The sequence below is a fragment of the Curtobacterium sp. PsM8 genome (assembly GCF_030433875.1).
In the GTDB taxonomy this organism is placed as follows: Bacteria; Actinomycetota; Actinomycetes; order Actinomycetales; family Microbacteriaceae; genus Curtobacterium.
The window spans coordinates 1-24120 of the sequence record NZ_JARUXD010000026.1 but is presented as its reverse complement, the minus strand read 5'-3'; the positions used below and the strand labels follow the sequence as shown (position 1 = coordinate 24120).

The following is a 24120-nucleotide window of genomic DNA, read 5'->3' as shown; positions in this document are numbered from 1 at the left end:
GCGCTGGCGCGGCGCGGGCGCGCTGGCGCGGCGCGCTTCGGCGCAGCACAACAGGAACCGGGTCGAACCACGGGAAACCGCGGCGCGAGCCGGTTTCCGTTGTGCGCGACCCAGCGACGGACGGGAGGCGCGGGGCGGGGGCGATCCGCGCCTCCCGACCGGCTCGTGGCGGGGTCCGCCGGCCCGGCGTGGTGCGCGTTCATCACCGGACTTGGTATGCAGGACACATGACCGATGTTGCAGAGCCCACTCCCACGCCCGGAACCCGCGCGATCGTCCTCGGAGGCGGCGGGGTCGCCGGCATCGCCTGGGAGCTCGGTGTCCTGTCCGCGCTCGAGGACGCCGGGGTCGACCTCGGCGCCGCTGACCTGGTGGTCGGCACGAGTGCGGGCAGCGTGGTGGGCGCGTTCCTGCGGGCCGGCGCGGTGCAGGACGCCTACGCGCAGCAGACGACCCCTCTGCCGACGACCTACGAGGAGCCCGCCGCCGTGGACGTCTCCGAGGTCGAGCAGCGCTTCGGCGCCGCGATGCAGGGCGCGACCTCGGAGCAGGACGCCCGCGCGCGGGTCGGTGCTGCGGCGCAGGAGGTCACCACCGGCCAGAGCGACGACGAGCGTGTCGCGACCTTCCGGCAGTTGCTGCCGAGCGCCGAGTGGCCGGCGAAGCACTACGCGGTGACCACGGTCGACGCGGTCGACGGGTCCTTCCGGGTGTTCCGCGCCGAGGACGGCGTGCCTCTGGAACGTGCCGTCGCCGCGAGCTGCTCGGTGCCGATCGTCTGGTCGCCGGTGCGCATCGACGGACACCCGTACGTCGACGGCGGGGTGCGATCGGCGACCAACGCGGACGTCGCGGCCGGGTACGAGCGGGTCCTCGTGATCGCGTGCAGCCCGGAGGGGCCGTCGCCGCTCGGACCGTGGCTCGACCGGTCCGTCGCCGCGCTCCGCGATGCCGGGTCGCAGGTGGAGGTCGTGGTCGCGGACGAGACGTCGACCCGCGCCTTCGGGACGAACTCGCTGGCGCTGTCGACGCAGCGGCCCTCGGCTGAGGCCGGGCGGGCGCAGGCGGGGCAAGTCGCAGAGCGGGTCGCCGCGTTCTGGGCGTGACGGACAGTGCCTGTGGGTTCTGTCGGGTTCTCCACAGAGCCGGTCTGAGCCCTGTGCCGGGGGCTGTGTGGTCGGTAGCGTGACGGCATGACGACACCGTTCTCGGACCTCGACCAGTTCCTCGCGCTGCCCCGTGTCGACGGGCTCGTGCTGAGCCCCGACGGCGAACGTGCGGCCGTGACGGTGAGCACGCTCGACGCGGACGGCACCACCTACAAGAAGTCGGTGTGGGCGGTCCCGACCTCCGGCGACGGTGCCGCGAAACGGTTGACCCGCTCGGCGACGGGCGAGTCCGCGGCCGCGTTCACCCGGCACGGCGACCTGCTGTTCGTCTCCGGCCGGCCGGACACCGAGTCGGGGAAGGACGGCACCCCCGCGCAGCTCTGGCTCCTGCCGGCTGCCGGTGGGGACGCGCGCCCGGTCACCCGGCTGGCTGGCGGTGTCGGCAGTGTCCTCGGTGCTGCGTCGACATCGGACGTGCTGGCGGTCACGGCGCCCCTGCTGCCCGCGGCCGACGGGGATGTCGACCGCGATGCCGCCCTCCGGAAGCGGCGGGACGACCAGAAGGTCCGGGCAATCCTGCACGAGTCGTACCCGATCCGGTACTGGGACCACGACCTGGGGCCGGACGAGCCGCACGTGCTGCGGGTCGACCTGGACGCGCTGCGGGAAGCGCAGGGCAGCGACGGGGACGCCGACGACGGTGCCGGTGCCGGCGAGCCGCAGGAGCCCCGCTACCCGGCACACCTGCCGAAGCCGACCGACGCCACACCACAGCCGGGCCGCACGCTCGACGCCGTCGACGGCGCGCTGACTCCCGACGGACGCACCCTGCTCGCCTCGGTGGGCGTGCACGAGGCGCGCGGGCACCGGTTCGTCCTCGTGACGATCGACCTCGAGACGGGGACGCGGACCGTGCTCTTCGACGACCCGGGCGTCGACCACGAGATGCCCGCGCTCAGCTCGGACGGTCGGACGATCGCCTGGATGCGGACCGTCCGCTCGACCCCGGCCGGCGCGAACCAGCAAGAGGTCTGGACGGCGAGCATCGACGGCACCGGTGCCCGGCGGATCGCCACAGACTGGGACCGCTGGCCGAGCCAGCTGGTCTTCGAGCACGGGGACCGGGCACTGCTGGCGACGGCCGATCAGGACGGCCGGGCGCCGGTGTTCCGCCTGCCGCTCGACGGTGCCCCCGTCGAACAGCTGACGCACGACGACTGGGCGTACTCGAGCCTGCGCGTGGCGGCCGAGAGCGGCGTCGTGGTGGCCCTGCGGGCCTCCTGGGCGGCACCGCTGCACCCGGTCCGGATCGACGCCGACGGGACGGTGCACGTCCTGGCGACGCCCGCTCCCCTGCCGGAGGTCCCCGGACGCCTGGAAGAGGTCGAGACCACCGCGGCCGACGGCACGCGTGTCCGCGGCTGGCTGGTCCTGCCCGACGACACCGCGGCCACGGGGCCCGCGCACCCGCTGCTGCTCTGGATCCACGGTGGCCCGCTGAACTCCTTCAACCAGTGGTCGTGGCGGTGGACGCCGATGGTCGCGGCGGCGCAGGGGTACGCCGTGCTGCTGCCCGACCCGGCGCTGTCGACCGGCTACGGCTTGGACTTCGTCAACCGCGGCTGGAACGCCTGGGGCCAGGCGCCGTACACGGACCTGATGGCGATCACCGACGCGGTCGTCGCGCGGGACGACATCGACGAGACCCGCACGGCGGCGATGGGCGGCTCGTTCGGCGGCTACATGGCGAACTGGGTCGCCGGGCACACCGACCGGTTCGACGCGATCGTCACCCACGCCAGCCTCTGGGCACTCGACCAGTTCGCCGGCACGACCGACGCCGCGCACTACTGGCAGTCGATCTTCGACGCCGACGGTCTGGCGGCGAACGACCCGCACCGCTTCGTCGGGGACATCCGGACGCCGATGCTCGTGGTGCACGGGGACCACGACTACCGCGTGCCGATCGGCGAGGGACTGCGACTGTGGTCCGAGCTCGCTGAACACCATGCGGACGTCGACGGTCGGATGCCGCACCGGTTCCTGTACTTCCCGAACGAGAACCACTGGGTGCTGCAGCCCCAGCACGCGAAGCTCTGGTACCAGACGGTGTTCGCGTTCCTCGGGCAGCACGTGCTCGGGCAGGACTGGGAGCGGCCGGAGCTGCTCGGCTGAGGCGGAGGCAGCCGTCGCCCGGGCTTCCGAGCGACGGCTGCCTCAGCGGGTCAGACGAATGCGCCCTGGCCCGTCACCGCGCGACCGACGATGAGCGTGTTGACCTCACGCGTCCCCTCGTACGAGTAGATGGCCTCGGCGTCGGCGAAGAACCGCGCGACACCCTTGTCGAGCACGATGCCGTTGCCGCCCTGCACCTCGCGGCACCAGCCGACGGTCTCGCGCATCTTCGTCGTGGCGAATGCCTTGGCCATCGCCGAGTGCTCGTCGCCACCCACTCCCTGGTCCTGCAGCGCCGATGCCTGGGTGCAGAGCGCGATCGACGCGGTGATGTTCATGAGCGACTTGACGAGCAGGTCCTGGATCAGCTGGTGCGAGGCGATCGGCTTGCCGAACTGCACGCGCTCCTGCGCGTACCGGAGCGCTGCCTCGTAGGCCCCGATCGAGATCCCGACCGCCTGCCAGGCGACCTCGGTGCGGGTCAGGCGCAGGACGGTCGCGGTCGAGCGGAACGAGTCGGCGTGCTGCAGCCGACGGCCCTCCGGGACGCGGACGTCCTCGAGCGTGATGTCGGCGTTCTGCACGGACCGGAGGGCGATCTTGTCCTCGATCTTCGTCGCGGTGAACCCCGGGGTGTCCGACGTCACGAGGAAGCCCTTCACCTGGTTGTCCGCCTCGTCCTTCGCCCAGATGACGATCACGTCGGCGAACGTGGCGTTGCCGATCCACCGCTTCGACCCGTTGAGCACCCAGGTGTCGCCCTCGCGTCGGGCGGTGGTCCGGAGGCCGCGGGCTGAGTCGCTGCCGGACAGCGGTTCGGTCAGACCGAACGCTCCGACGATCTCGCCGGAGGCCATCCGGGGCAGCCACTCGCGCTGCTGCTCGTCGCTGCCGGCGACCGCGATGGAGTTCATGGCGAGGCCGGACTGCACGCCGATGAAGGTCGAGACCCCGGCGTCGATGCGGCCGAGCTCGAGCGCAGCCCAGCCGCGGTACACGGCGGAGTTCTCGAACTGGCGGACCAGCGGGATGCCCGGGCCGTACATGCCGAGTTCGGCGAGCGGTGCGATGACCTGCTTCGGGAACTCGGCGCGGGCCCAGTACTGGTCAGCGATCGGCGCGACGTCGCGCTCGAGGTACTCGCGGAGCTTCCCCAGGGAGTCGCGTTCCTGGTCGGTCAGCTGCTCCTGGAACCGGTAGAAGTCGGATTCCAGCAGGGGTGTCTGCGCGGCGGTCATTGACATGGACCCAACGATGCATCATTCTCTGAAACGTTGCAAGACCGGCACGACGACTCTGGGGGAACCGTGAGCAGGCAGGCACTCGGCGCGCTCGGCTCGGCCCTCGTCCCGAGCGCGCTCGCCACCCGCCTGGAGGCCCATCCCGACTCCCAGCGCGCCTTCCGTGCTGCGCGGCACAGCTTCATCGACGGCGCCCGCATCGACATGGGGGCGCTCGCGTCCTCGCTCGGGGTCGACCGGACCTCGCTGTTCCGCTGGGTCGGCAACCGCGACCAGCTGCTCTCCGAGATCCTCTGGTCGCTCGCCGTCCCGACGCTCGACGCCGCCGGACGAGCCGCCGCCCCTTCGGGCGCGGAGCGCATCGTCGACGTCCTCGACCGGTTCACCGCGGACCTGATCCGAGCGCCGTACTTCCGGGCGTTCCTGACCCGTGAGCCGGCCCGGGCACTGCGCCTGCTCACGACGACCGACAGTGACGTGCAGCGGCGCTTCGTGGCCGTCGTGGCGTCGCTCATCGAGACGGAGCGAGCTGCCGGCGTGTTCGACCCGGCGCCGCTCTCCCCCGAGGAACTCGGCCGTCTGCTCGTGCGCGTGTCAGAGTCGTTCACGTACGCGGACCTGATCTCCGGCGAGACCCCGGACCCCGACCGGGCACGCACGACGTACGAGTACATCCTTCGGCCCGTCGGGCACGGGTCCGACGGCTGCACGCCGTCACCGACGAGGAAGGCCACCGCCGCGTGACCAGGACACCCGCCGCGATCACGATCGCCGCTGCCGCCGTCGTCCTGCTCGCCGGATGCACCGGCGAGCACACCACGGCCGAGCCACCGACGATGACCAGTGCGCAGGCGAAGCAGGCGGTCGTCGACATCGTCGACCGGTCGTACGCCGAGATCGGCGGCGACTGGACGATCCGCAGCGGGCCCGCGGTGCAGTCGTGCGAGCTCTCTTCAGGCGGATCAGGAGCAGCCTTCACCTCCATAGTCGACCGAGCGACTGGCGGAGAACCGTCGAGTGACATCAAGAAGCTGCAGCACTTCTGGTCCGGTGAAGGCATCAAGGCGGGCCCGTACAAGAACGGCGGCAGCAACCCCGTTCACGGCCTTTCGGGTGTCGGCGGTCCGACCACGTCGATCGATCTCTACGCGGACCCGACGGGCTACACGATCGAGGGGTTCTCGGTGTGCACGGTCGGCGACGCTGCCGAGATGCAGGGCAACGGCGAGTGACCGGAAGGCCCGGGCAGACGGCCTCGATCGTCCGACCGGGCACCGGATGCCCGGGCAGACGGCCTCAACCGTCCGACCGGGCACCCGACGTCTCACTTCCGGGCGGCGAACTCCAGGTTGATGTCATCGGGGTCCTGCACCGACAGGATCGTCATGCCGGCGTCCCCGAGTTCGGTGACCTCTCCGTGCTCGATGCCCGCCGCGTCCAACCGGGCTGCGGCCTGGTGCAGTTCGTCGACCGAGCCGAGGGTGAAGCTCACGTGGTCGAGACCCACCGTGTCCGGGTCGAACCGCTGCCCGGACGGTGCGACCGGACGCAGCCCGAACACCTGGTCGCCGAGCGGGAACACGCAGCCGCCGTAGAAGCGCTCGCGGTCCTCGGTGACGCCGGGCTGGTCGACCTGGTCGCTGAAGTCGATGACCGGATCGACGCCGAGCAGCTGCTGGTAGAACGCCTTGCTGCGGGCGATGTCGGTCACGGTCACGCGGACGTGCGCCAGGGCGGTGGGGTGGGCGATCGGGTCGGTCATGTGGTGCTCCTCGGTGTGACTCGCCACCGTCGTGGTGGCCGGTCCGAGGCAACGCCGGACAGCTGACGGTGCGCCCACAACGTGCGGCGACCGGACAGCTGCCCAGGCGTCAGAGAAGCTCGTCGGACAGGTGGTTCGGCGTCCCGAAGCGGTGCGCCGTGATGGACACCGCCTGCTCGCGGAGGAACGGCAGCATCTCGATCCGCCCGGCCTCGGTGACCGGTTCGGCGTAGACGGCGATGTCCGGGCGTCCGTTCGTCCCGACGGCCAGGGCAGCAGCATCCCCGTCGACGAGTCGCACGCGGGTGGAAGGGCCCGCAGCGATGCGCGCCGCGAAGGCCTCGTCGGACTCCCCCTGCCGAAGCGTGCCGACGATCGACAGGCAGCGGAGGGCCGTGGCGACCGACACAGGCAGGTCACCGGCGACGGAGACGTCGACCGGGGTGCCGGCCCGCAGCGCCGCGGCGACGACCCGCACGAGACCGTCCACGCCCGACCCATCCGAAGCAGCCGCGGCCGAAGCGGCCGAAACCCCAGCCGCCGCCAGGCGCACCTGCACCCCCGGGTACGGCAGGTACCGGAAGACGTTCCGCTCGGCGGTCAGCGCCGACACGTCCGCGGCGACCCCGAACTCAGACGTCCAGGCGAGCTCGTCCGACGCGACCGCACGGCCGAGGGACTCGGAGTCCACCCCGGTCGCGCGGACGAACGCCGACACCGCCGACGACGGCGTGGACCCGGCGGTCGCAGCAGCGGGCGCCCACGAGCCGAGGCCGACCAGGTAGTTCACGCCGCCGGCCTTGGTGCCCGCACCCACGGCGGACTTCTTCCACCCGCCGAACGGCTGGCGGCGGACGATCGCGCCGGTGATGCTGCGGTTGACGTAGAGGTTGCCCGCCTGGATCCGGCCGAGCCACGTGCCGATCTCGCCCGGGTCCAGGGAGTGCAGGCCCGAGGTCAGGCCGTAGTCGACGTCGTTGACGATGTCGATCGCCTCGTCGAGGGTCTCGGCGGTCATCACACCGAGAATCGGGCCGAAGTACTCGGTGCGGTGGAAGTCCGAGGCGCGGCGGACGCCCTGACGGACACCCGGGCTCCAGAGCTTCCCGGTCTCGTCGAGCTGCTTCGGCTCGACCGCCCACGACTCCCCCGCGCCGAGCGTGGTGAGGCCGTCGAGGAGCTTGCCGGCGGCCGGTTCGATGATCGGCCCCATCTGGCTGGTCGGGTCGCTCGGGTACCCGACGGTCAGCGAGGACACCGCGTCGAGGAGCTGGTTGCGGAAGCGCTTGGACTTGGCGACCGACCCGACCATGACGACGAGCGACGCGGCGGAGCACTTCTGGCCGGCGTGCCCGAAGGCCGAGGCGACGACGTCCTTCACGGCGAGGTCGAGGTCGGCGGACGGCGTGACGATGACGGCGTTCTTGCCCGAGGTCTCGGCGAGCAGCGGCAGGTCCTGCCGGAACGAGCGGAACAGCTCGGCGGTCTCGTAGGCGCCGGTCAGGATCACCCGGTCGACGAGCGGCGACGCGATGAGCTCCTTGCCGAGCGAGGACTCTTCGACGTCGAGGAACGCCAGCACATCGGCGGGTGCACCGTGGGCGTCGAGGGCCGTCTCGATCACCGACGCCAGGACGGCACCACTGCGGGCGGCCGGCGGCGCGGGCTTCAGCACGACCGCGGAACCGGCAGCCAGGGCAGCGAGCGTCGACCCGGCCGGGATCGCGACCGGGAAGTTCCACGGCGGGGTGACGAGCGTCAGAGCCGCCGGGGTGAAGGCGGCGCCGTCGACGGTGTCGAGCGAGGCCGCGAGCTCGCCGTAGAAGTGCGCGAAGTCGATCGCCTCGGACACTTCGGGGTCGGCCTGGTCGATGGTCTTGCCGGTCTCCGACGCCATCACCTCGACGAGGGCTGCGCGGTTCGCCTCCAGCGCGTCACCGACGGCGTGCAGGACGGCACCGCGGGCCGCCCCGGACCAGGAACCCCAGGTGGTGCCGGCGGCACGGACGCGCCGCAGGGCGGACTCGAGGGTCGTGGCGGAGGTGATCCGGGCCTCCCGGACGGCGGAGACGCCGAGCGTCGACGATGCGATCCGGGCGGTGATGCCGGCACCCCACTCGCGGACCGACCCGACCGACGGGTCACTGTCGGGCGTGTTCTCGAAGTGGCCGGGTGCCGGGCGCTCGACGGCGGCGTACCGGTCGGCGACGCGGTGCGCGGCGGGGGCGTCGAGCCCACCGGGCAGTGCGAGCGGTGCCAGCGAGTCGCGGAAGCGGGCTTCCTCGCGGGCGAAGAGCGTCGGCGACGAGGCGAGCGAGAACACCGCGGACATGAAGTTGTCCTGCGACGCGCCCTCTTCGAGACGGCGGATCAGGTAGGCGATCGCGACGTCGAACTCCCCCGGGTGCACGACCGGCGTGTAGAGCAGCAGTGAGCCGACGGTCTTCTTCACCGCGGCGGCCTGGCCCTGCGCCATGCCGAGCAGCATCTCGAACTCGATGCCGTCGCGGACCCCGCGCTGCCCGGCCAGCAGCCACGCGTGCGCGACATCGAACAGGTTGTGGCCGGCGACACCGACCCGGACGTTCGCGATGCGCTCGGGCGTCAGCGCCCAGTCGAGGACGCGCTTGTAGTTCGTGTCGGAGTCCTGCTTGGTGTGCCAGGTGGCGAGCGGCCAGCCGTGCACGGACGCCTCGACCTGCTCCATCGGCAGGTTCGCGCCCTTGACGAGCCGGACCTTGATGTCCGCACCACCGCGGGCACGGCGCGCCGCCGACCACTGCTGCAGGTGCTCCATCGCGGCGAGTGCGTCGGGCAGGTAGGCCTGCAGGACGATGCCGGCTTCGAGGTCGGTGAACTGCGGCTCGTCGAGGAGCTTCGTGAAGACCGCGATGGTGAGGTCGAGGTCCTTGTACTCCTCCATGTCGAGGTTGATGAACTTCCGCGGTGACGCGGCGGCGGCGCGGGCGAACAGCGGGCGGAGCTGTTCGACGATGTCGTCGACGGCGTGGTCGAAGGCCCACGGCGAGTGCGGGTGGACGGTCGAGGACACCTTGATGGACACGTAGTCGACGTCGTCGCGGCTGAGGAGCGCGTGCGTGCCGGCGAGACGGCGGGCGGCTTCGCGTTCGCCGAGCACGGCTTCGCCGAGCAGGTTCACGTTGAGGCGGACGCCGTCCTGCTTGATCCGCGCGATCGCCGGCCCGAGCTTCGCGTCGGTCGCGTCGACGATGAGGTGGCCGACCATGTTCCGCAGCACCCGTCGGGCGATGGGCACGACGACGGTCGGGAGGCTCGGTGCCAGTCCGCCACCGAGGCGCACCAGGCCGCGGAGCGCGGCCGGCAGGAACCCGGGTGCGTCCGGCGCGATGGCGCGGAGCTTGCGGGCCGCGACGCCGAGGTCCTCGGGGCGGACGACGCCGTCCACGAACCCGACGGCGAACGCGAGGCCCTTCGGGTCGGCGAGGACGCCGGCGAGCTGCTTCGCGGAGCCGTCGACGGGGTACGTCTCGGCCTCGGCGAGCCACTGCCGGACGAGCGCGACCGACGCGTCGGCCAGGTCGTCGTGGACGGTCGGGGCGGCAGCGTCGGAGCGCGGCTGGACGTCGGTCATGGGGACAGTGTGCCGGGCGCTCTTTCGGTAGCGGAAGCAACCTTTCCTGATGCATTCCGTTCAGCTCAGCTACGCTTTCGGCATGCTCGACGTCCGGCGCCTGGTGCTCCTCCGCGAGCTGTCCATCCGCGGCACGGTCGCCGCCGTCGCCGAGGCGATGAACTTCACCCCGTCAGCGGTGTCGCAGCAGCTCGCGGTGCTCGAGCGGGAGGCCGGCGTGCAGCTCCTCCGCCGTGCCGGTCGGCGCCTGCAGCTCACCCCGCAGGCCGAGGTCCTGGTCGCGGCGGCGGGCGAGGTACTGGACACCCTGGAACGTGCGCAGGCGTCGGTGGAGTCGACGCTGACGACCGTGCAGGGACGCATCCGGGTCGCGGTGTTCCAGTCCGCCGCACTGGCCCTGATGCCGTCCGCCCTCCGCACGATGGCGCTCGAACACCCCGACGTCCGGGTCGAGATGGTGCAGCGCGAACCGGAGACCGCGCTCAACGAGACCTGGGCGCGGGACTTCGACATGGTGATCGCGGAGCAGTACCCGGCACACGCGGCCCCGCGGTTCCCGGGCCTCGACCGCCGTGACCTGACGACCGACCCGGTGCGGTTGGCGCTGCCGCCGGTGGCGACGGCACTCTGGCCGGTGACGTCGCTCGAGGAGGCCGCGACACTGCCGTGGGTGATGGAACCGCGTGGTGCAGCCTCCCGGCACTTCGCCGAGCAGACGTGCCGTCGTGCCGGCTTCGAGCCCGACGTCCGCTACGAGACGGCGGACCTGCAGGCGCAGATCCGGCTCATCGAGTCGGGCAACGCCGTCGCGCTGATGCCGGACCTGGTCTGGGCCGGTCGGTCGACGAGCTGCCGGCTGCTCGAACTGCCGGAGCCCGGGCGTCGGACGCTGTTCACCGCGCAGCGGCTCGCGAGCGCGGAGTCGCCGGCGGTGTCGGCGTTCCGGACGGCGCTCGAGCGGGCGGCCGGCGCTCCCCGATCCTGAGCGCTCCATGTCCGGAAATCCCCGATCATGACGGGTTTCTCGGCACTTTTTCCGTGACGTGTTCGTGACCATGTCGACCGGTTCTGCGGCCTCTGATGACCCTACGATCTGGCTACGGGCACGCCATCGGGAAGCCCGGCCACACGTCATCCCAGGGGGGAACCCAATGCACAAGAACTGCCTGCCACCGATCCACCGGATCGCGGCCATCGGCTCCGCCGTCGCGATCGTCGCGGCGTCGTCGGCATTCGGCATCGGCGCCGTCAGCGCCTCCGCCGACGAGCTCGCACCGAACACCAGCGTCGCGACGTCCACCAGCGTGGACGCACCGACCGCAACGCCGGCTCCGACCGGCGCACCCACTCCGGCGGCCGCTCCGGTAGCACCGACGAACCCGACTGCCGACGCCCCGGCAGCGGGGACGCCGGATGCTCCCACCGCGACCACACCCGCGGCTCCGGCTGCGGCGACGCCCGCTGCTCCCGGTGCGGCGACGCCCGCGCCGACCGCTGCCGCCGCCCCGACCGCGACGCCCGCCGGCACGGTCACGATCACCGGCACGACCCGCGCATGGCGGACCATCTCCGCCGACACCGCCGGTTGGCCCACGGGGACGACCTTCACCTACCGGTGGGACTTCCACCACCCGGTCCTCGGCAACCGCTACCCGGGTACCGAGCGGACCTACGTCGTGGACCCTGAGCAGGCCGACGGCACCTTCACGGTGACCGTCACCGGCACGGCTCCCGGCATGAAGCCGACGTCGGTCACCAGTGCGCCGAGCAGCACGGTCATCGTGGAGGACGCCGACCGCCAGTTCATCTACGACCAGCGAGTCGTCCCGGTGACGAGCGGCGAGCCCTTCTCCGTCGACCTCGCGCCGGCCGACAACCCGGACCTGTCCTTCTTCGTGAACGGCTCCATCAGCGGCACCGCGGACCCGAGCGTGCTGCCGGCGGGCGTGACCCTCTCGGAGAACGGCGTGCTCTCCGGGACCCTCGACTCCTCGACACCGCTCAGCGACCAGATCTGGGTCCACGTCTCGACGCCGTACCACCCGGGCGGCGGACTGTCTGAGCGGATCCTGCTGTCGGTCGCCCCGGCCGAGGACGACGGCGGACTGTCCTTCTCCGGCGGGTCGAGCGAGGACCACGCCGTCCAACTCCGGGGGCAGGCCGGCACGGCGTTCTCGCACACCTTCCGGGCCACCGGCGGTCCCGCCGACGAACCGGTGCGCTACTCGATCGTTCGGCCGGACGGACAGCCGTTCCCGGCGTCGGACATCGGCGCCTCGTTCCCGGCGGGCATCACGCTCGACCCGACCACCGGGGTGCTCAGCGGCACGGACGACCAGGCGGCCTCGTACTCGTTCGCCGTCGTCGCGACCTCGGGTGGCCAGAGCGCCACGCAGTACGTCGACCTCCGCACGACCCCCGCTCCGGCAGTCGGGGCCCTCGTGACCGTCACCCGCCCCGGCGACGTCCGGGAGCAGCGCACCTGGATCGTCAAGCCCGACGGTTCGGTCGAGACCACATGGTTCCCGAACGGACCGCAGCACGACATCGCGCAGCAGGCCGGCGGTCGCCCCACCGCGGCACAGCGGTCGACGCTGCTGATCGCGGCAGCGCCTGTCGACGCCTTCGGCAACATCACCGTTCCCCTGGACGGCGACTGGGACGGGCGGACGCCCATCGGTGTGACGAGTGACGTGGCGTCCGACGTGGTCAAGCGGGCCGGGTGGAACGCGGAGATCACGTTCCCGCACGCGTCGACGCACACGCTGACCGTGACGACCCAGGGCGTCTCGACCACGTTCCCCGTGACGGTCGTCCCGTCCGCCGGCGCAGCAGGCAGCGGCACCACCGGCAGCCTCGCCTTCACGGGTGCCGACGAGACCGGTCCGATCACCTGGGGCCTCGGTCTGCTCGCCTCGGGCGTGGCCCTGCTGACCCTGCGGGCACGGCGCCGCCGGGTCTGACCCACGAGACGACGAGGGGCGTGGCCGATTCGGGCACGCCCCTCGTCCGTGTGCGCCGAGCTGCGTGTGCGCCGATCGTCTTGCGGGAAACCGCACAGTCCCCCCAACTCGGGTCACATTCGGGCATCGGGGACGAATCGGTCCACCCACTACCAATACGATCCGAACACGTCGGGGATTCTCGGCTGATTCATACACTCCGGCACCTGACCGGACATGGACCCTGGGGGAACCCGTGCACCGCAGCACAGCCTTCGTCCGACGCGCTTGCGCCGTCGGCACCGCGACTGCCCTGATCGGCCTGACGACCGGCTTCGGCGTCATGACCGCGACCACCGCGTACGCCGCTGACGCACCCGTCGACACCGCCGCGACCGCGCCGGCTGTCTCGGGTGGCGACACGAGCACGTCGACCGCACCGGGCCTCCCGGCCGACGTCGGAACCGGCGCCGGCACCCCCACCGGCACCGCGACCAGCGCGCCGGCGGACCCGACCAGCACCGCCCCGACCAACACGGCGCCGACCGACACCACGCCTGCGGCGACGCCGGCCCCGACCACGGGTGGCACGACCACCGGCACCACGCCGACGACCGCCGCACCGACGGCTGTCGCTCCGGCTGCCTCCACCGCCACGGTGAAGCTGTCCGGCACCGCCAAGGTCGGCTCGACGCTCGTCGCCACGACCTCGGGCTTCACCAAGCCCACCTCGTTCTCCTACCTGTGGTCGGTCGGCGGTGTCGCCACCGACATCGACGACGGCAGCTACGTCATCCAGCCGGGCGACGCAGCGAAGGTCGTGACCGTCACCGTCACGAACACGCTCCGGGACGGCTCGGTCGAGACCTCCTCCGCGAAGTCGGCCGTCGTCACCGAGGACCCCGTGTTCGTCGACGCCGCCGGCAAGCCGGTCACCGCCGGTCTGGACCCGGACGGCGAGCGTCTCGCGCTCGACACCACCGCGGGTAACGCGTTCTCGTACACCTTCCGTGCCACGGGCTCGCCGGCACCGACCTTCGCGCTCGCGTACGCCTACCCGGACGACGTCTCGGACGACTCCTCGGACGACGGCGACGACGAGGGCTCGCCGGCCGACCAGCTGCCCGACGGCATCACCTTCGACGCGGCGACGGGCGTCCTGTCCGGCACGAGCGACGAGGCGACCGACACCGAGTTCGCCGTGACCGCGACCAGCGGTGGCACCACCGTCACGCAGTACGTGGAGATCACCGTGGACGCTGCGGCGGCCGCCGGCGTGCAGGTCTTCTCGACCGACCGCGACGCGTTCCTCGAGTACGTGAAGAGCGGCTCCGGCGACAGCCCCGCGGACGGCACGCTGACCAGCTGGATCATCGACACCGACGGCCACGTCATGACCGACGTCGAGACCTTCCACACCACGGACGACGGCTGGGAAGGCAGCTCGATCGTGACCGACGGCGGCCGTCCGACCGTCAAGCAGGGCGGCACCCTCCTGCTCAACGGCGACCTGGTCGACCGGTTCGGCAACTCGGTGACGGATGACGAGGGCGACTCGCCGGAACTCGCCGTCACCTCGGACATCGCCTCGGACATCGTGCGCGAGGACCCCGACCTCGGTGACTACGGCAACTTCCTCGACGTCACCTTCCCGCACGCCTCCACGCACAACCTGACGGCGAGCGCCGCCGGCTTCTCGACGAGCTTCGCCGTCGAGGTCGTCCCGACCGCCACCGCCCCGGTCGCGACTCCCCCGGTGGTCACGCCCCCGGTCGCAGCCGCGCCGATCGGCACCGTCCCGGTCCGGACCGCCGCGCACGGCCGCCTCGCCTACACCGGTACGGACGCGACCGACTCCCTGCCCTGGGCGCTCGGCATGCTCGCCGCCGGTGCGGCACTGGTCGGCCTCCGCTTCGCCCGTCGGCGCGCACAGCGCTGATCCGGACGGGAGGCTCCTCCCGCGGCCCCGTCGATCCCTCCACGGATCGACGGGGCCGTTCCGTCATCCACAGGCCGGCGACGTGCGCCGGGCCGAGCGGGAGGCGCGGCTAGCGTTGGAGCCATGCCGAGCCTGCTGCACATCGATTCCTCCGCCGACCTGTCCCACTCCCGTTCCAGGGCGCTGACCGCCGCCTTCGCCGATGCCTGGCGTGCCCGCGGTCCGGAGTACACGGTCGTCCGCCGCGACCTGCACGTGGACCCGCTGCCGCACCTCGAGACGTCGGCGCTGCACTGGGCCGCAGCAGACCGCACGGCGGACGAGTCCGTGCCCGACGCCGCCGAACAGCTGCGCCAGGACGTCATCGACGAGCTGCTGGCCGCCGACGTCGTCGTGATCGGGTCGCCGCTGTACAACTACACGGTGCCGTCCAGCCTCAAGGCCTGGCTCGACCGCGTGCACATCCCGGGCGTCGTCGTCCCCGGACCCGACGGCACGCCGCAGCCCCTGGCCGGGCGTCCCGTCGTCACCGTTGTCAGCCGCGGCGGCACCTACGACGCGGGGACGCCGACGGAGCACTGGGACCACGCGTCGCCGGTGCTCGACATCATCCTCGGCACGGCACTGGGCATGAAGGTGCACCCGGTCGTGGTCAGTGCGACCCTCGCCGACCGGCTACCCGGACTCGCACCGTTGGCCGACCACGCCGCCGCCGAGTTCGCCGACGCGACGGTCGTCATGGAACGCCTGGCGTCGACGCTCGGCTGACCCACGGCAGTTGCCGAGGCCGAGTCCGCCGGGGCTGTGTCCGCGGGGGCTCAGGCCAGGCGGAGTTCGCCGGCGCGGCCGAGCAGGTCGGCGTGGAACACCGTCTGGCTCAGGGCGCTGGCGAGCAGGTACCCGGACATCGACTCGATCCCACCGCTGAACGGCACGCGGGACGCCACCTCGAACACCGTCGGGTGGTCGAGTGCGTCGAGCGCGCCGGCGACGTGGCGCGTGCGTTCGTCCCGGTGGGCGGCCAGGGTCCGGGCGCGGGACACCACATCACGGAAGCGGTACTCGTGCCCGGGGCAGACCTCGAACGCGGCGAACGGTTCGAGCGCCGCCAACGAGTCGAGCGAGTCCCGCAGCGGGTTCGAGTCAGTGCGGCCCCCGAGCCCGATGCCGGAGTTGATCCGCGGCAGGACGTGGTCGCCCGTGAACAGCAGGCCGTCGGGCTCGTCGACGAAGCAGACGTGACCACCGGTGTGCCCCGGCGTCCACAGCACGCGGAGGTCCCGCCCGGCGATCGGCAGCCCGTCACCGTCCTCGAGCTCCAGGTCGGCGAACGGCGCCTCCACGGTCCCCTGCCCGAGCTGCCGGCCGGAGCCCCAGACTGCTAGGACACCGTCGAGCCGGTCGTCGGGGACGCCCCAGGTCCGGGCGTCCCGCTCGTTCTGATCGGCGTCGGCGCGGGCGTGCTCCAGCGCGTGCACCTCGGCCGAGTGCATCGCGATCGGCGCCCCGGAACGACGACGCAGCGCGGCGGCCGCGCCGAGGTGGTCGGCGTGCAGGTGCGTGACCGCGATGAGGGTGACGTCCTCGACCGCTCGGCCGATCTGTCGCAGACCGGCGGTCAGGACGTCGAGTTCGCCGCCGTCGCTCCACCCGGGGTCGATGACCGCGAGCGAGCCGTCGTCCCCGGCGACGACGTAGACCAGGGTGGCGTCGGGCACGCCGCCGCGGAACGGGACTGCGAGCGTCCAGATGCCGGGGCGGACCTCCTCGACGGGCGGGAGCGCACCGGCGGCGAGCGCCGCGGCCTGGACCGGGCTGACGGGCGACGGGTTCGACACGCGACCAGCGTAGTGAGCGCCGTGCGGGGCGGTCCTGGACCGTGCGGGGCGGGCCGACACCGTGCCTCCAGGCCGTCGCCGCCGGCAGCGCGTAGACAGGCGGCATGGAGACCATCGCGCCCATGCTCGCCAAGGCCGTCGCCACCGTGCCGGACCCCGACAGCGTCACCGGAGGACTGCGGTACGAGCCGAAGTGGGACGGCTTCCGCGGCATCGTGACGATCGACGGCGACGACGTCGAGATCGGCAGCCGCGGGTCGAAGCCGCTCACCCGCTACTTCCCCGAGCTGGTCGAGGCGTTCCGCATCCAGTTCGGCGGACGTCCCGGCCCGGTCGTGCTCGACGGCGAGGTGATCGTCCGGTCGGGCCAACCGGGGCACGAGGAGCTCGACTGGGAGGCGCTGTCCCAGCGCATCCACCCGGCGGCCTCACGCATCGCGAAGCTCTCGGTCGAGACGCCGGCGCAGTTCGTGGCCTTCGACCTGCTGTACCTGGACGGGGAGGACCTGACCTCGAGACCCTCGGCACCGACCTGACCGCGCCCCTGTTCGTGACGCGGACCACGCTCGACGTCGAGACCGCGCGGCGCTGGCTGACCACGTTCGAGGGCGCCGGCCTGGACGGCGTCGTCGCCAAGCCGCGGCAACGCCCGTACGAACCGAACAAGCGCACGATGCTGAAGATCAAGCACCACCGCGAGGCCGACGTCGTCGCGGTCGGCTACCGGGTGCACAAGAGCGGCACGGGCGTCGGCTCGCTCCTGCTCGGACTGTACGACGCCGACGGCGAACTCCGGATGGTCGGCGGTGTCTCCGCCTTCACGGACAAGCGGCGGCGCGAGCTGGTGGACGAGCTGGAGCCGCTGGTGGAGCGGGATGCGGACGGGAGGCCCGTCACCGGTGACGGCGAACGGTCCCGGTTCTCGTCGGGTCGCGACACGTCGTTCGTCCGGCTGGCGCCGGAGCGGGTGCTCGAGGTCCGCTACGACCAGATGGAGGGTGACCGCTTCCGGCACACCGTGCAGTTCGCTCGCTGGCGGCCGGATCGTGACGCCCGCTCGTGCGGGTTCGACCAGCTCGAGGTGCCCGCGGCCTACGACCTCAGCGACGTCCTGAGCTGAGCCCCCCCCCCCGGACGAGTGACGGGTTGTCCATTTGACGCTCAGCCGTCATCAGTAGTTAGCCGAACTAGTGATTCTGTGGAAGCATTCGAGACATCAGGGAAACGGTGGTTCTCCACCCCCTCGAGATCACGGATCGGAGTGGAAATGAGCAGCGAGACCCTCGTTCGCCGAGCACAGCGCAACCCTCTCAGCGAGGTCCGCGAAGCACGCCACCAGCGTGCCCTGCAGACCAGCGCGATCATCAGCGGGATCGCCGGCGTGACCGTCGCAGCGCTCGCCTTCGTCACGATCGGCCTGGGCGCATGATCGTCCTCGACGGCATCACGCAGGACAACCGCCGGACCTGGTCTCGACTCACCCGCCTGCACACGGCGACGGTCGGGCTGCCGCTGCAGACCTCGCGCGTCGACGACGACGACCTGCGCCGCGAGGACACCTCCACGCTCGTCTGACCGATCGGTCTCGCGCCCCGCTCAGGCCTTCTTCGCGCGGGACGGCTGCACACGGGGCGGCTCCCCCGGCATCTTCGGGAAGTCCGGCGGGAACGGCAGCTCGCCGAGTCCGTCCGCCAGGTCGCGTCGCCACCAAGCCAGGAGCGGGTCGATGCTCCGGGGCTCGGCGGACATCGTCTCCCACGGGTCACCGGTCGTGGCCAGACGCTGTGGCACGGTCAGGATCGTGAAGGAGGTCGGGTCGGCTGCGTCGAGTTCGTCCCACGCCAGCGGCGTCGACACCGCAGCGTTCGGCAGCGCACGCGGACTGTAGGCCCCGGCCATCGTGCGGTCGCGGTTCGCCTGGTTGAAGTCGACGAAGATGCGCGAGCCCCGCTCCTCCTTCCACCAGGCCGTGGTCACCTGCTCCGGCATCCGCCGCTCGAGCTCCCGGGCCGCGGCGATCACCGCGTGGCGGACGTCGAGGAACTCGTACGCCGGCTCGATCGGCGCGAAGACGTGCAGGCCGCGGTTGCCGCTGGTCTTCACCCACGCCTCGAGGCCGACCTCGGCCAGGACCTTCCGCAGCTCGTGCGCGGCGGGGACGGCGTCGTGGAAGTCGGTGCCCGGCTGCGGGTCCAGGTCGATGCGGAGCTGGTCAGGGTGGTCGCTGTCCTCGGCCCGGGAGGCCCAGGGGTGGAAGACGACGGTGTTCATCTGCGCTGCCCACACCGCGACGGCCGGCTCGTCGATGACGAGCTGCGGGTGGCTCCGGGCGCTCGGGTAGGTGACGGTCACCGCGCGGACGTAGTCGGGGGCGCCCTTCGGCGGGTTCTTCGAGAAGAACTGCCCGCCGTCGACACCGTCCGGGAACCGCTGCAGCGAGATCGGCCGGTCGCCGTTGGCGCGGACGAAGGCGTCCCCCACGTCGACCAGGTACCGGGCCAGGTCGAGCTTGGTGATGCCGAGGTCCGGCCACAGCACACGGGACGGACTGGAGATCCGGACCTTCCGGTCGCCGTCGGGTCCGGGCACGGTGAGCGTCGTCGCCGGTGTCGCCATGCAGCGGAACGTACTCCGACGCCCGGAGCCCGGCGCGCAGCACGACCGCAGCGCGGCGCGCAGCGGGACCGGACGGGGCAGGATGGACCGGTGACCGCGTACCTCGGGGTGGACCTGGCCTGGGGCCTCGGCACCGAACGCCGCGCCCCGAACGAGACCGGCCTGGCCGCCCTCGACGACGCCGGCCGGGTGATCGACGCCGGGTGGGCCCGCGGGGTCGACGAGGTCACCGCCTGGATCGCCGAACGGCTCGGGCCCCGGACCCTCATCGCGGTGGACGCGTCGCTCGTCGTCACGAACCCGACGGGCATCCGCGAGTCCGAACGCCAGGTCGGGCAGCGCTACGGCCGGTGGAAGGTCGCCGCGAACCCGACGAACCTGGCCTCGGCCGCGAGCGCCGGCGCCCGGCTGCTCGATCGGCTGACCGCCCTCGGCGTGACGTACGTCAGCGACACCGGGACGATGCGCGCCCGGAGCGGCCCGGCGGTGTTCGAGTGCTACCCGTACACGACGCTGGTCGGGGTGGCGGAGTTCGGGTACGACGTCGAACGTCCCCGCTACAAACGGCTCGACACGTCCGTGCCCCCGGCCGTCGCCCGGCAGCGTCGCGCAGAGGCGTTCGACGAGCTCGTCCGCCGCATGCGTACGACGGCGTTCGACCCGCCGCTCGACCTCGACGCGCACCCGCTGACCCGCGACCTCCGCGACCCGTCGGTGCTGCACGGGCCGACGCACAAGCACCGCGAGGACCTGCTCGACGGGGTCCTCTGTGCGTGGACGGCGGCGTTCTGGGAGCGACACGGCGACGAACGGGTGCAGGTGCTGGGTGGTGATCCGGGCCTCCCGTCCGACCCGCTCGACGCCGCGGGCCGCCTGCCGGCCCTCATCGCCCCCGCGCGCCGGTCGCAGCGCCCGGCTCACTAGGCTGGACCGGTGAGCACCACGACCGAACCGTTGCGCATCGGGCTGGTCTCGTTGCACACCTCCCCCGGCGACGAGCCCGGATCCGGCGAGGTCGGCGGCATGAACGTCGTCGTCCGCCACCAGGCCGAAGCGCTGGCCGACCGCGGCCACCAGGTGGACATCATCACCCGCCGCTCGGCACCGACGCAGCCGGACTCGGTCGCCCTCGTGCCGGGCGTGTGCCTGCGGTTCCTGTCCGCCGGGCCGGCCGAACCGGTGCCGAAGGGCGAGCACGACGCCTTCATCGAACCGTTCCGCCGCGGCCTGGCCGAACTCGGTCCGTTCGACGTCCTGCACTCGCACCACTGGTTCTCCGGCGCCGCGGCCCTGCCCGTCGCCCGCGACCGTGGCATCCCGCACGTCCAGTCGTTCCACTCCATCGCCGCCGACAGTGCGACGCCGCTGTCCGAGGGCGAGCGTCCCGAGTCCGCCGGTCGGATGGCCGGGGAAGAACGCCTCGCGCGCGAGTCCGACGCCGTCGTCGTCGTCAGCGAGTCCGAGGCACACACCGTCCGCTCCCGACTGGGCGGCGACCCGTCGCGCGTCTGGATCGTGCCGCCGGGGGTCGACGGGTCCGTCTTCCGCCCCGCCAGCGTCGGCGCGCGTCGCGCCGCCGCGCCCTACGTCGTCGCGGCGGCCCGCGTGCAGCCGCTCAAGGGCCTGGACCTGGCCATCGAGGCGATCGCCGGCATCGACCAGGAGGCCCGACCCACCCTCGTCATCGCCGGGGACGCCTCGAGCGAAGCAGGCGACCACGTGACCGAACTGCGTCGGCTCGCCGCGTCACGGGGCATCGCCGACCGGGTCACCTTCATCGGACCGCAGTCGCGTGCCGACCTGGCGTTCCTGTTCCGCGGCGCGGCAGCCGTGCTGGTGCCGTCGCACTCCGAGACGTACGGCCTGGTGGCGCTCGAGGGCTCCGCGTCCGGGGTGCCCGTCGTGGCCGCCGCAGCCGGAGGCCTCCGTGAGGCCGTGGTCGACGGCGAGACCGGGGTCGTCCTCGAGTCCCGCGACCCCGCGGTCTGGGCGTCGGAGATCCAACGCATCCTGACCGAACCGGAGTACGCCGCCGCGCTGGCCTCCGCCGGGCGCGAGCACGCCGAACGACTCAGCTGGGAGCGGTCGGCGGCCGGGCTCGAGCAGGTCTACCTGCGGGTCCTCGGACACTGACGAGCCCGCTCGTGCCGGACTCCGTGCTCCACTCCGCGCTCGACCTCGGCGCGTTCTGGGACGCCCTCGACGCGGTCCCGGCGGCGACCGACGCCGAGGCGCTGTTCGACCCCAGCGGTCCCGACCCGGCGTCGAGGGCGGCCGGAACGCTGCGGCGGAGGAACCTCGACCGCTACCTGCAGCACGCCGGGCCCGAGGCGGACACGATCCTGGTCGCCGAGGCACCGGGCTGGCGCGGCATGACGAACACCGGCATCCCGTTCACGAGCATGCGAGAGCTGCAGGACCCCGACGGGCTGTTCGCCGGCCTGTCCTTCGCGGTGCCGCCCGATCCGACGGCAGCGTGGGAGGCGTCCTCGCGCGTCGTGCACGCGGCGCTCCGGGACTGGCACGGCCCGCTGCCGGTGCTCTGGGCGGTGTTCCCGCACCACCCCTTCGCCGCCCCGGACCGGTTGACGAACCGGACACCGCGTCCGGCCGAGGTCCGTGCCGGCGCGCCCGTCGCACTCGCGTTGGCCGAGGCGGTCGGTGCCCGGCGGTTCGTCGCCGTCGGCCGGAAGGCGCAGGGTGCGCTGGCGGCGGCCGGCATCGACGCGATCGCCGTGCGCCACCCGGCGCAGGGTGGGGCGAGGGAGTTCACGCAGCAGATCGCCGCGCTGCGCTGACGTGCGGCGGGGCGGTGGTCGGCGGGGCGGTGGTCGGCGGGGCGTCAGGCTGAGCGGACCTCGACGCCCTTCGCGGCGAGCGCGTCCGACACGTGCGCGGGCAGCGGGGCCGCCGCGTAGACGACCTTCAGCGACGGCAGGTCGACCAGGTCATCCCAGTTCTGCGGGTCGTAGCGGTCGTCGGAGCCGTCCCACCCGGGGTGCAGGTCCTGCAGGATCTCGAGGTCCGAGTCGACCGTCACCTCGGTGACCAGGTCGAGCTGCGAGGGCAGCAGGTCGAGGTCGTCGTAGTACTCACGGGCCCGGTCGTCCTGTCCGTCCACGTCCTCGTCGTCCACCGCCGCGTCCTCGTCGTCGTCAGCGTCTCCGTCGTAGGGCTCGATGACGTCCAGGTCGTAGCAGAGCACGTCGAGGACGAGCAGCTTCGCGTTGAAGTCCGCGAACTCGATCGGTTCTTCGGTGGTCGTCGACGCCTCGTCCATGCAGGGCAGCGTATCGACCGCCCGCTGGCCCCGCCCACGTCGAACGATTTTGCTGTGGGACTGGACAGGAACGGCTCGGCAGGAACAGGGTGATGCATGGCGACCACGACGAAGACCGAGCGCGACCCAGGGCAGCAGACCGAGCTCCGCCGTGTGATCGGTCCGAAACTCCTGCTGCTGTTCATCATCGGGGACATCCTCGGCACCGGCGTCTACGCCCTCACCGGGCAGGTCGCGGCCGAGGTCGGTGGTGCCGCGTGGCTGCCGTTCCTCATCGCCTTCTCGGTGGCGCTGCTCACGGCGTTCTCGTACCTCGAGCTCGTCACGAAGTACCCGCAGACGGCGGGTGCGGCGCTGTACGTGCACAAGGCGTTCGGCGTCCACTTCGTCACCTTCATCGTGACGTTCATCGTGATGTGTTCCGGCATCACCTCGGCGTCGACGGCGTCCCGGGCGTTCGCCGCGAACCTCGGCGTCGGCTTCGGCCTGGAGCTGCCGAACACCGTGGTGATGCTCATCGCGATGGGGTTCATGCTCGCCGTGATGGCGGTGAACTTCCGCGGCGTCAGCGAGAGCGTGAAGACGAACGTGGTGCTGACCCTCGTCGAGCTCTCCGGTCTGGTGCTCGTGATCCTGGTCGGCTTCACCGCGATCGCGGGCGGCAACGCGGACTTCTCGCGCGTCGTGATGTTCGAGACGCCGGAGGACAAGAGCCTGCTGCTGAGCATCTCGACGGCGACGTCGCTGGCCTTCTTCGCGATGGTCGGCTTCGAGGACTCGGTGAACATGGCCGAGGAGACGAAGGACCCGTCGCGGATCTTCCCCCGCGTCATGCTGACGGGTCTCGGCATCACCGCCGTCATCTACGTCCTGGTGTCGATCTGTGCCGTGGCCGTCGTGCCGATCGGTGAACTCGCCGGCAACGAGACGCCGCTGGTCACCGTCGTGCAGACCGCCGCGCCGGACTTCCCGATCGGGGCCGTCCTGCCGTTCATCTCGATGTTCGCCGTCGCCAACACCGCGCTGATCAACATGATGATGGCGTCCCGACTGCTCTACGGCATGAGCAAGCAGGGCGTGCTGCCGGGCTTCCTCGGCCGGGTCTCCCCCGCCCGTCGCACCCCGTCGAACGCGATCGTCTTCACGACCCTCATCTCGCTGGCCCTGATCGGCTGGGTGTCGCTCGACCCGGAGTCGCCGATCGTGGTGATCCTGGGTGGGACGACCTCGCTGCTGCTGCTCGCGGTGTTCGCCGTCGTGAACACCTCGGTGCTGGCACTGCGACGCGACAAGGTCGACCACAAGCACTTCAAGGCCGGGGTCGTGATCCCGGTGATCGGGATCGTCGCCTGCCTGTGGCTCGTGCTGCCGTTCTCGTCCGGCCGCGCCTGGGAGCAGTACCAGATCGCCGGCGCGCTGCTGGCGCTCGGCATCCTGCTGTGGCTCGTCACGTGGTTCACCCACGGTCGGAAGACCGCCGAGAAGGCGCCGACCGGCATGGTGACCGAACCGACCGCGGTGCAGCGGGACCCCCGGCACGACCACGACCGCTGACCTCGCTCCACCACCACGACGCTGGAGGCCCGGCACCCATCGGGTGCCGGG

General features: G+C 72.1%; 20 protein-coding genes and 1 pseudogene. 15 read left to right on the top strand and 6 right to left on the bottom strand.

What is annotated here, in order from left to right; all coding sequences use genetic code 11:
• The first annotated feature begins 227 nt into the window (after positions 1–227).
• Positions 228–1106, top strand: a complete 879-nt coding sequence (locus QCD68_RS08165) for a patatin-like phospholipase family protein (RefSeq protein WP_301222653.1) — start codon at positions 228–230, stop codon at positions 1104–1106.
• 87 nt (positions 1107–1193) lie between these two features.
• Entirely contained in the window at positions 1194–3284 is a 2091-nt protein-coding gene (locus QCD68_RS08160) for a S9 family peptidase (protein WP_301222652.1), read from the top strand.
• A gap of 50 nt (positions 3285–3334) precedes the next feature.
• Here QCD68_RS08160 and QCD68_RS08155 read toward each other — a convergent pair whose 3' ends face one another.
• Positions 3335–4528: an acyl-CoA dehydrogenase family protein gene (locus QCD68_RS08155; RefSeq protein ID WP_301222651.1), complete on the bottom strand. Its 1194-nt coding sequence runs from the start codon at positions 4526–4528 to the stop codon at positions 3335–3337.
• 63 nt (positions 4529–4591) lie between these two features.
• Between QCD68_RS08155 and QCD68_RS08150 the strand changes: the two genes are divergently transcribed.
• Complete coding sequence (locus tag QCD68_RS08150) at positions 4592–5269, top strand: QsdR family transcriptional regulator (RefSeq protein WP_301222650.1); 678 nt, start codon at positions 4592–4594, stop codon at positions 5267–5269.
• Positions 5266–5757 (top strand): hypothetical protein, encoded by a 492-nt coding sequence (locus QCD68_RS08145; RefSeq protein ID WP_301222649.1) that lies wholly within the window; start codon positions 5266–5268, stop codon positions 5755–5757. Before QCD68_RS08150 ends, QCD68_RS08145 begins: the two co-directional genes overlap by 4 nt.
• Positions 5758–5849: 92 nt before the next feature.
• On the opposite strand, the gene QCD68_RS08140 is transcribed toward QCD68_RS08145, so the two are convergent.
• Positions 5850–6287: a VOC family protein gene (locus tag QCD68_RS08140; RefSeq protein ID WP_111075030.1), complete on the bottom strand. Its 438-nt coding sequence runs from the start codon at positions 6285–6287 to the stop codon at positions 5850–5852.
• A gap of 109 nt (positions 6288–6396) precedes the next feature.
• Positions 6397–9900: a bifunctional proline dehydrogenase/L-glutamate gamma-semialdehyde dehydrogenase gene (locus QCD68_RS08135; protein ID WP_301222648.1), complete on the bottom strand. Its 3504-nt coding sequence runs from the start codon at positions 9898–9900 to the stop codon at positions 6397–6399.
• A gap of 82 nt (positions 9901–9982) precedes the next feature.
• On the opposite strand from QCD68_RS08135, the gene QCD68_RS08130 reads away from it, so the two are divergent.
• From QCD68_RS08130 to QCD68_RS08115, 4 genes are all read left to right on the top strand, one after another.
• Positions 9983–10885 carry a LysR substrate-binding domain-containing protein gene (locus QCD68_RS08130; RefSeq protein WP_221851657.1) on the top strand — a complete coding sequence of 301 codons (903 nt, stop codon included), beginning with the start codon at positions 9983–9985 and terminating at the stop codon, positions 10883–10885.
• Positions 10886–11051: 166 nt separating this feature from the next.
• Positions 11052–12863 carry a putative Ig domain-containing protein gene (locus tag QCD68_RS08125; RefSeq protein ID WP_301222647.1) on the top strand — a complete coding sequence of 604 codons (1812 nt, stop codon included), beginning with the start codon at positions 11052–11054 and terminating at the stop codon, positions 12861–12863.
• Positions 12864–13098: 235 nt separating this feature from the next.
• Positions 13099–14781, top strand: coding sequence for a putative Ig domain-containing protein (locus QCD68_RS08120; protein ID WP_301222646.1), 1683 nt, complete (start codon positions 13099–13101; stop codon positions 14779–14781).
• A 123-nt stretch (positions 14782–14904) separates the two neighbouring features.
• Entirely contained in the window at positions 14905–15549 is a 645-nt protein-coding gene (locus tag QCD68_RS08115) for an FMN-dependent NADH-azoreductase (RefSeq protein WP_301222645.1), read from the top strand.
• A 50-nt stretch (positions 15550–15599) separates the two neighbouring features.
• On the opposite strand, the gene QCD68_RS08110 is transcribed toward QCD68_RS08115, so the two are convergent.
• On the bottom strand, positions 15600–16619 hold the full coding sequence (locus QCD68_RS08110; RefSeq protein ID WP_301222644.1) for an MBL fold metallo-hydrolase: 1020 nt from the start codon (positions 16617–16619) through the stop codon (positions 15600–15602).
• A gap of 104 nt (positions 16620–16723) precedes the next feature.
• Between QCD68_RS08110 and QCD68_RS08105 the strand changes: the two are divergent.
• The 3 genes and pseudogenes from QCD68_RS08105 (at position 16724) to QCD68_RS08095 (ending at position 18194) form a co-directional block, all read left to right on the top strand.
• Positions 16724–17739: pseudogene (locus QCD68_RS08105) on the top strand (ATP-dependent DNA ligase).
• 147 nt (positions 17740–17886) lie between these two features.
• A complete protein-coding gene (locus QCD68_RS08100) occupies positions 17887–18048 on the top strand; it encodes a hypothetical protein (RefSeq protein ID WP_221851670.1) in 162 nt (53 codons plus the stop codon).
• Positions 18045–18194 (top strand): hypothetical protein, encoded by a 150-nt coding sequence (locus tag QCD68_RS08095; RefSeq protein WP_181439262.1) that lies wholly within the window; start codon positions 18045–18047, stop codon positions 18192–18194. The genes QCD68_RS08100 and QCD68_RS08095 overlap by 4 nt, the downstream gene beginning before the upstream one ends.
• A gap of 21 nt (positions 18195–18215) precedes the next feature.
• Here QCD68_RS08095 and ligD read toward each other — a convergent pair whose 3' ends face one another.
• Positions 18216–19235 carry a non-homologous end-joining DNA ligase gene (ligD, locus tag QCD68_RS08090; RefSeq protein ID WP_301222643.1) on the bottom strand — a complete coding sequence of 340 codons (1020 nt, stop codon included), beginning with the start codon at positions 19233–19235 and terminating at the stop codon, positions 18216–18218.
• A 90-nt stretch (positions 19236–19325) separates the two neighbouring features.
• Here ligD and QCD68_RS08085 point away from each other — a divergent pair, with 90 nt between their 5' ends.
• The 3 genes from QCD68_RS08085 to QCD68_RS08075 are packed head-to-tail and all read left to right on the top strand — an operon-like array spanning position 19326 to position 22033.
• Positions 19326–20159 carry a DUF429 domain-containing protein gene (locus QCD68_RS08085; RefSeq protein WP_301222642.1) on the top strand — a complete coding sequence of 278 codons (834 nt, stop codon included), beginning with the start codon at positions 19326–19328 and terminating at the stop codon, positions 20157–20159.
• A 9-nt stretch (positions 20160–20168) separates the two neighbouring features.
• A complete protein-coding gene (locus tag QCD68_RS08080; RefSeq protein WP_301222641.1) occupies positions 20169–21368 on the top strand; it encodes a glycosyltransferase in 1200 nt (399 codons plus the stop codon).
• Positions 21369–21379: 11 nt separating this feature from the next.
• The gene (locus QCD68_RS08075; RefSeq protein WP_301222640.1) at positions 21380–22033 is read left to right on the top strand and encodes a uracil-DNA glycosylase; all 654 of its coding nucleotides are present in this window, start codon (positions 21380–21382) and stop codon (positions 22031–22033) included.
• A 44-nt stretch (positions 22034–22077) separates the two neighbouring features.
• Here the strand turns inward: QCD68_RS08075 and QCD68_RS08070 are convergent, their stop codons facing one another.
• Positions 22078–22515: a DUF6892 domain-containing protein gene (locus QCD68_RS08070; protein WP_301222639.1), complete on the bottom strand. Its 438-nt coding sequence runs from the start codon at positions 22513–22515 to the stop codon at positions 22078–22080.
• 96 nt (positions 22516–22611) lie between these two features.
• On the opposite strand from QCD68_RS08070, the gene QCD68_RS08065 reads away from it, so the two are divergent.
• Entirely contained in the window at positions 22612–24069 is a 1458-nt protein-coding gene (locus tag QCD68_RS08065; RefSeq protein ID WP_301222638.1) for an APC family permease, read from the top strand.
• Positions 24070–24120: the final 51 nt, after the last annotated feature.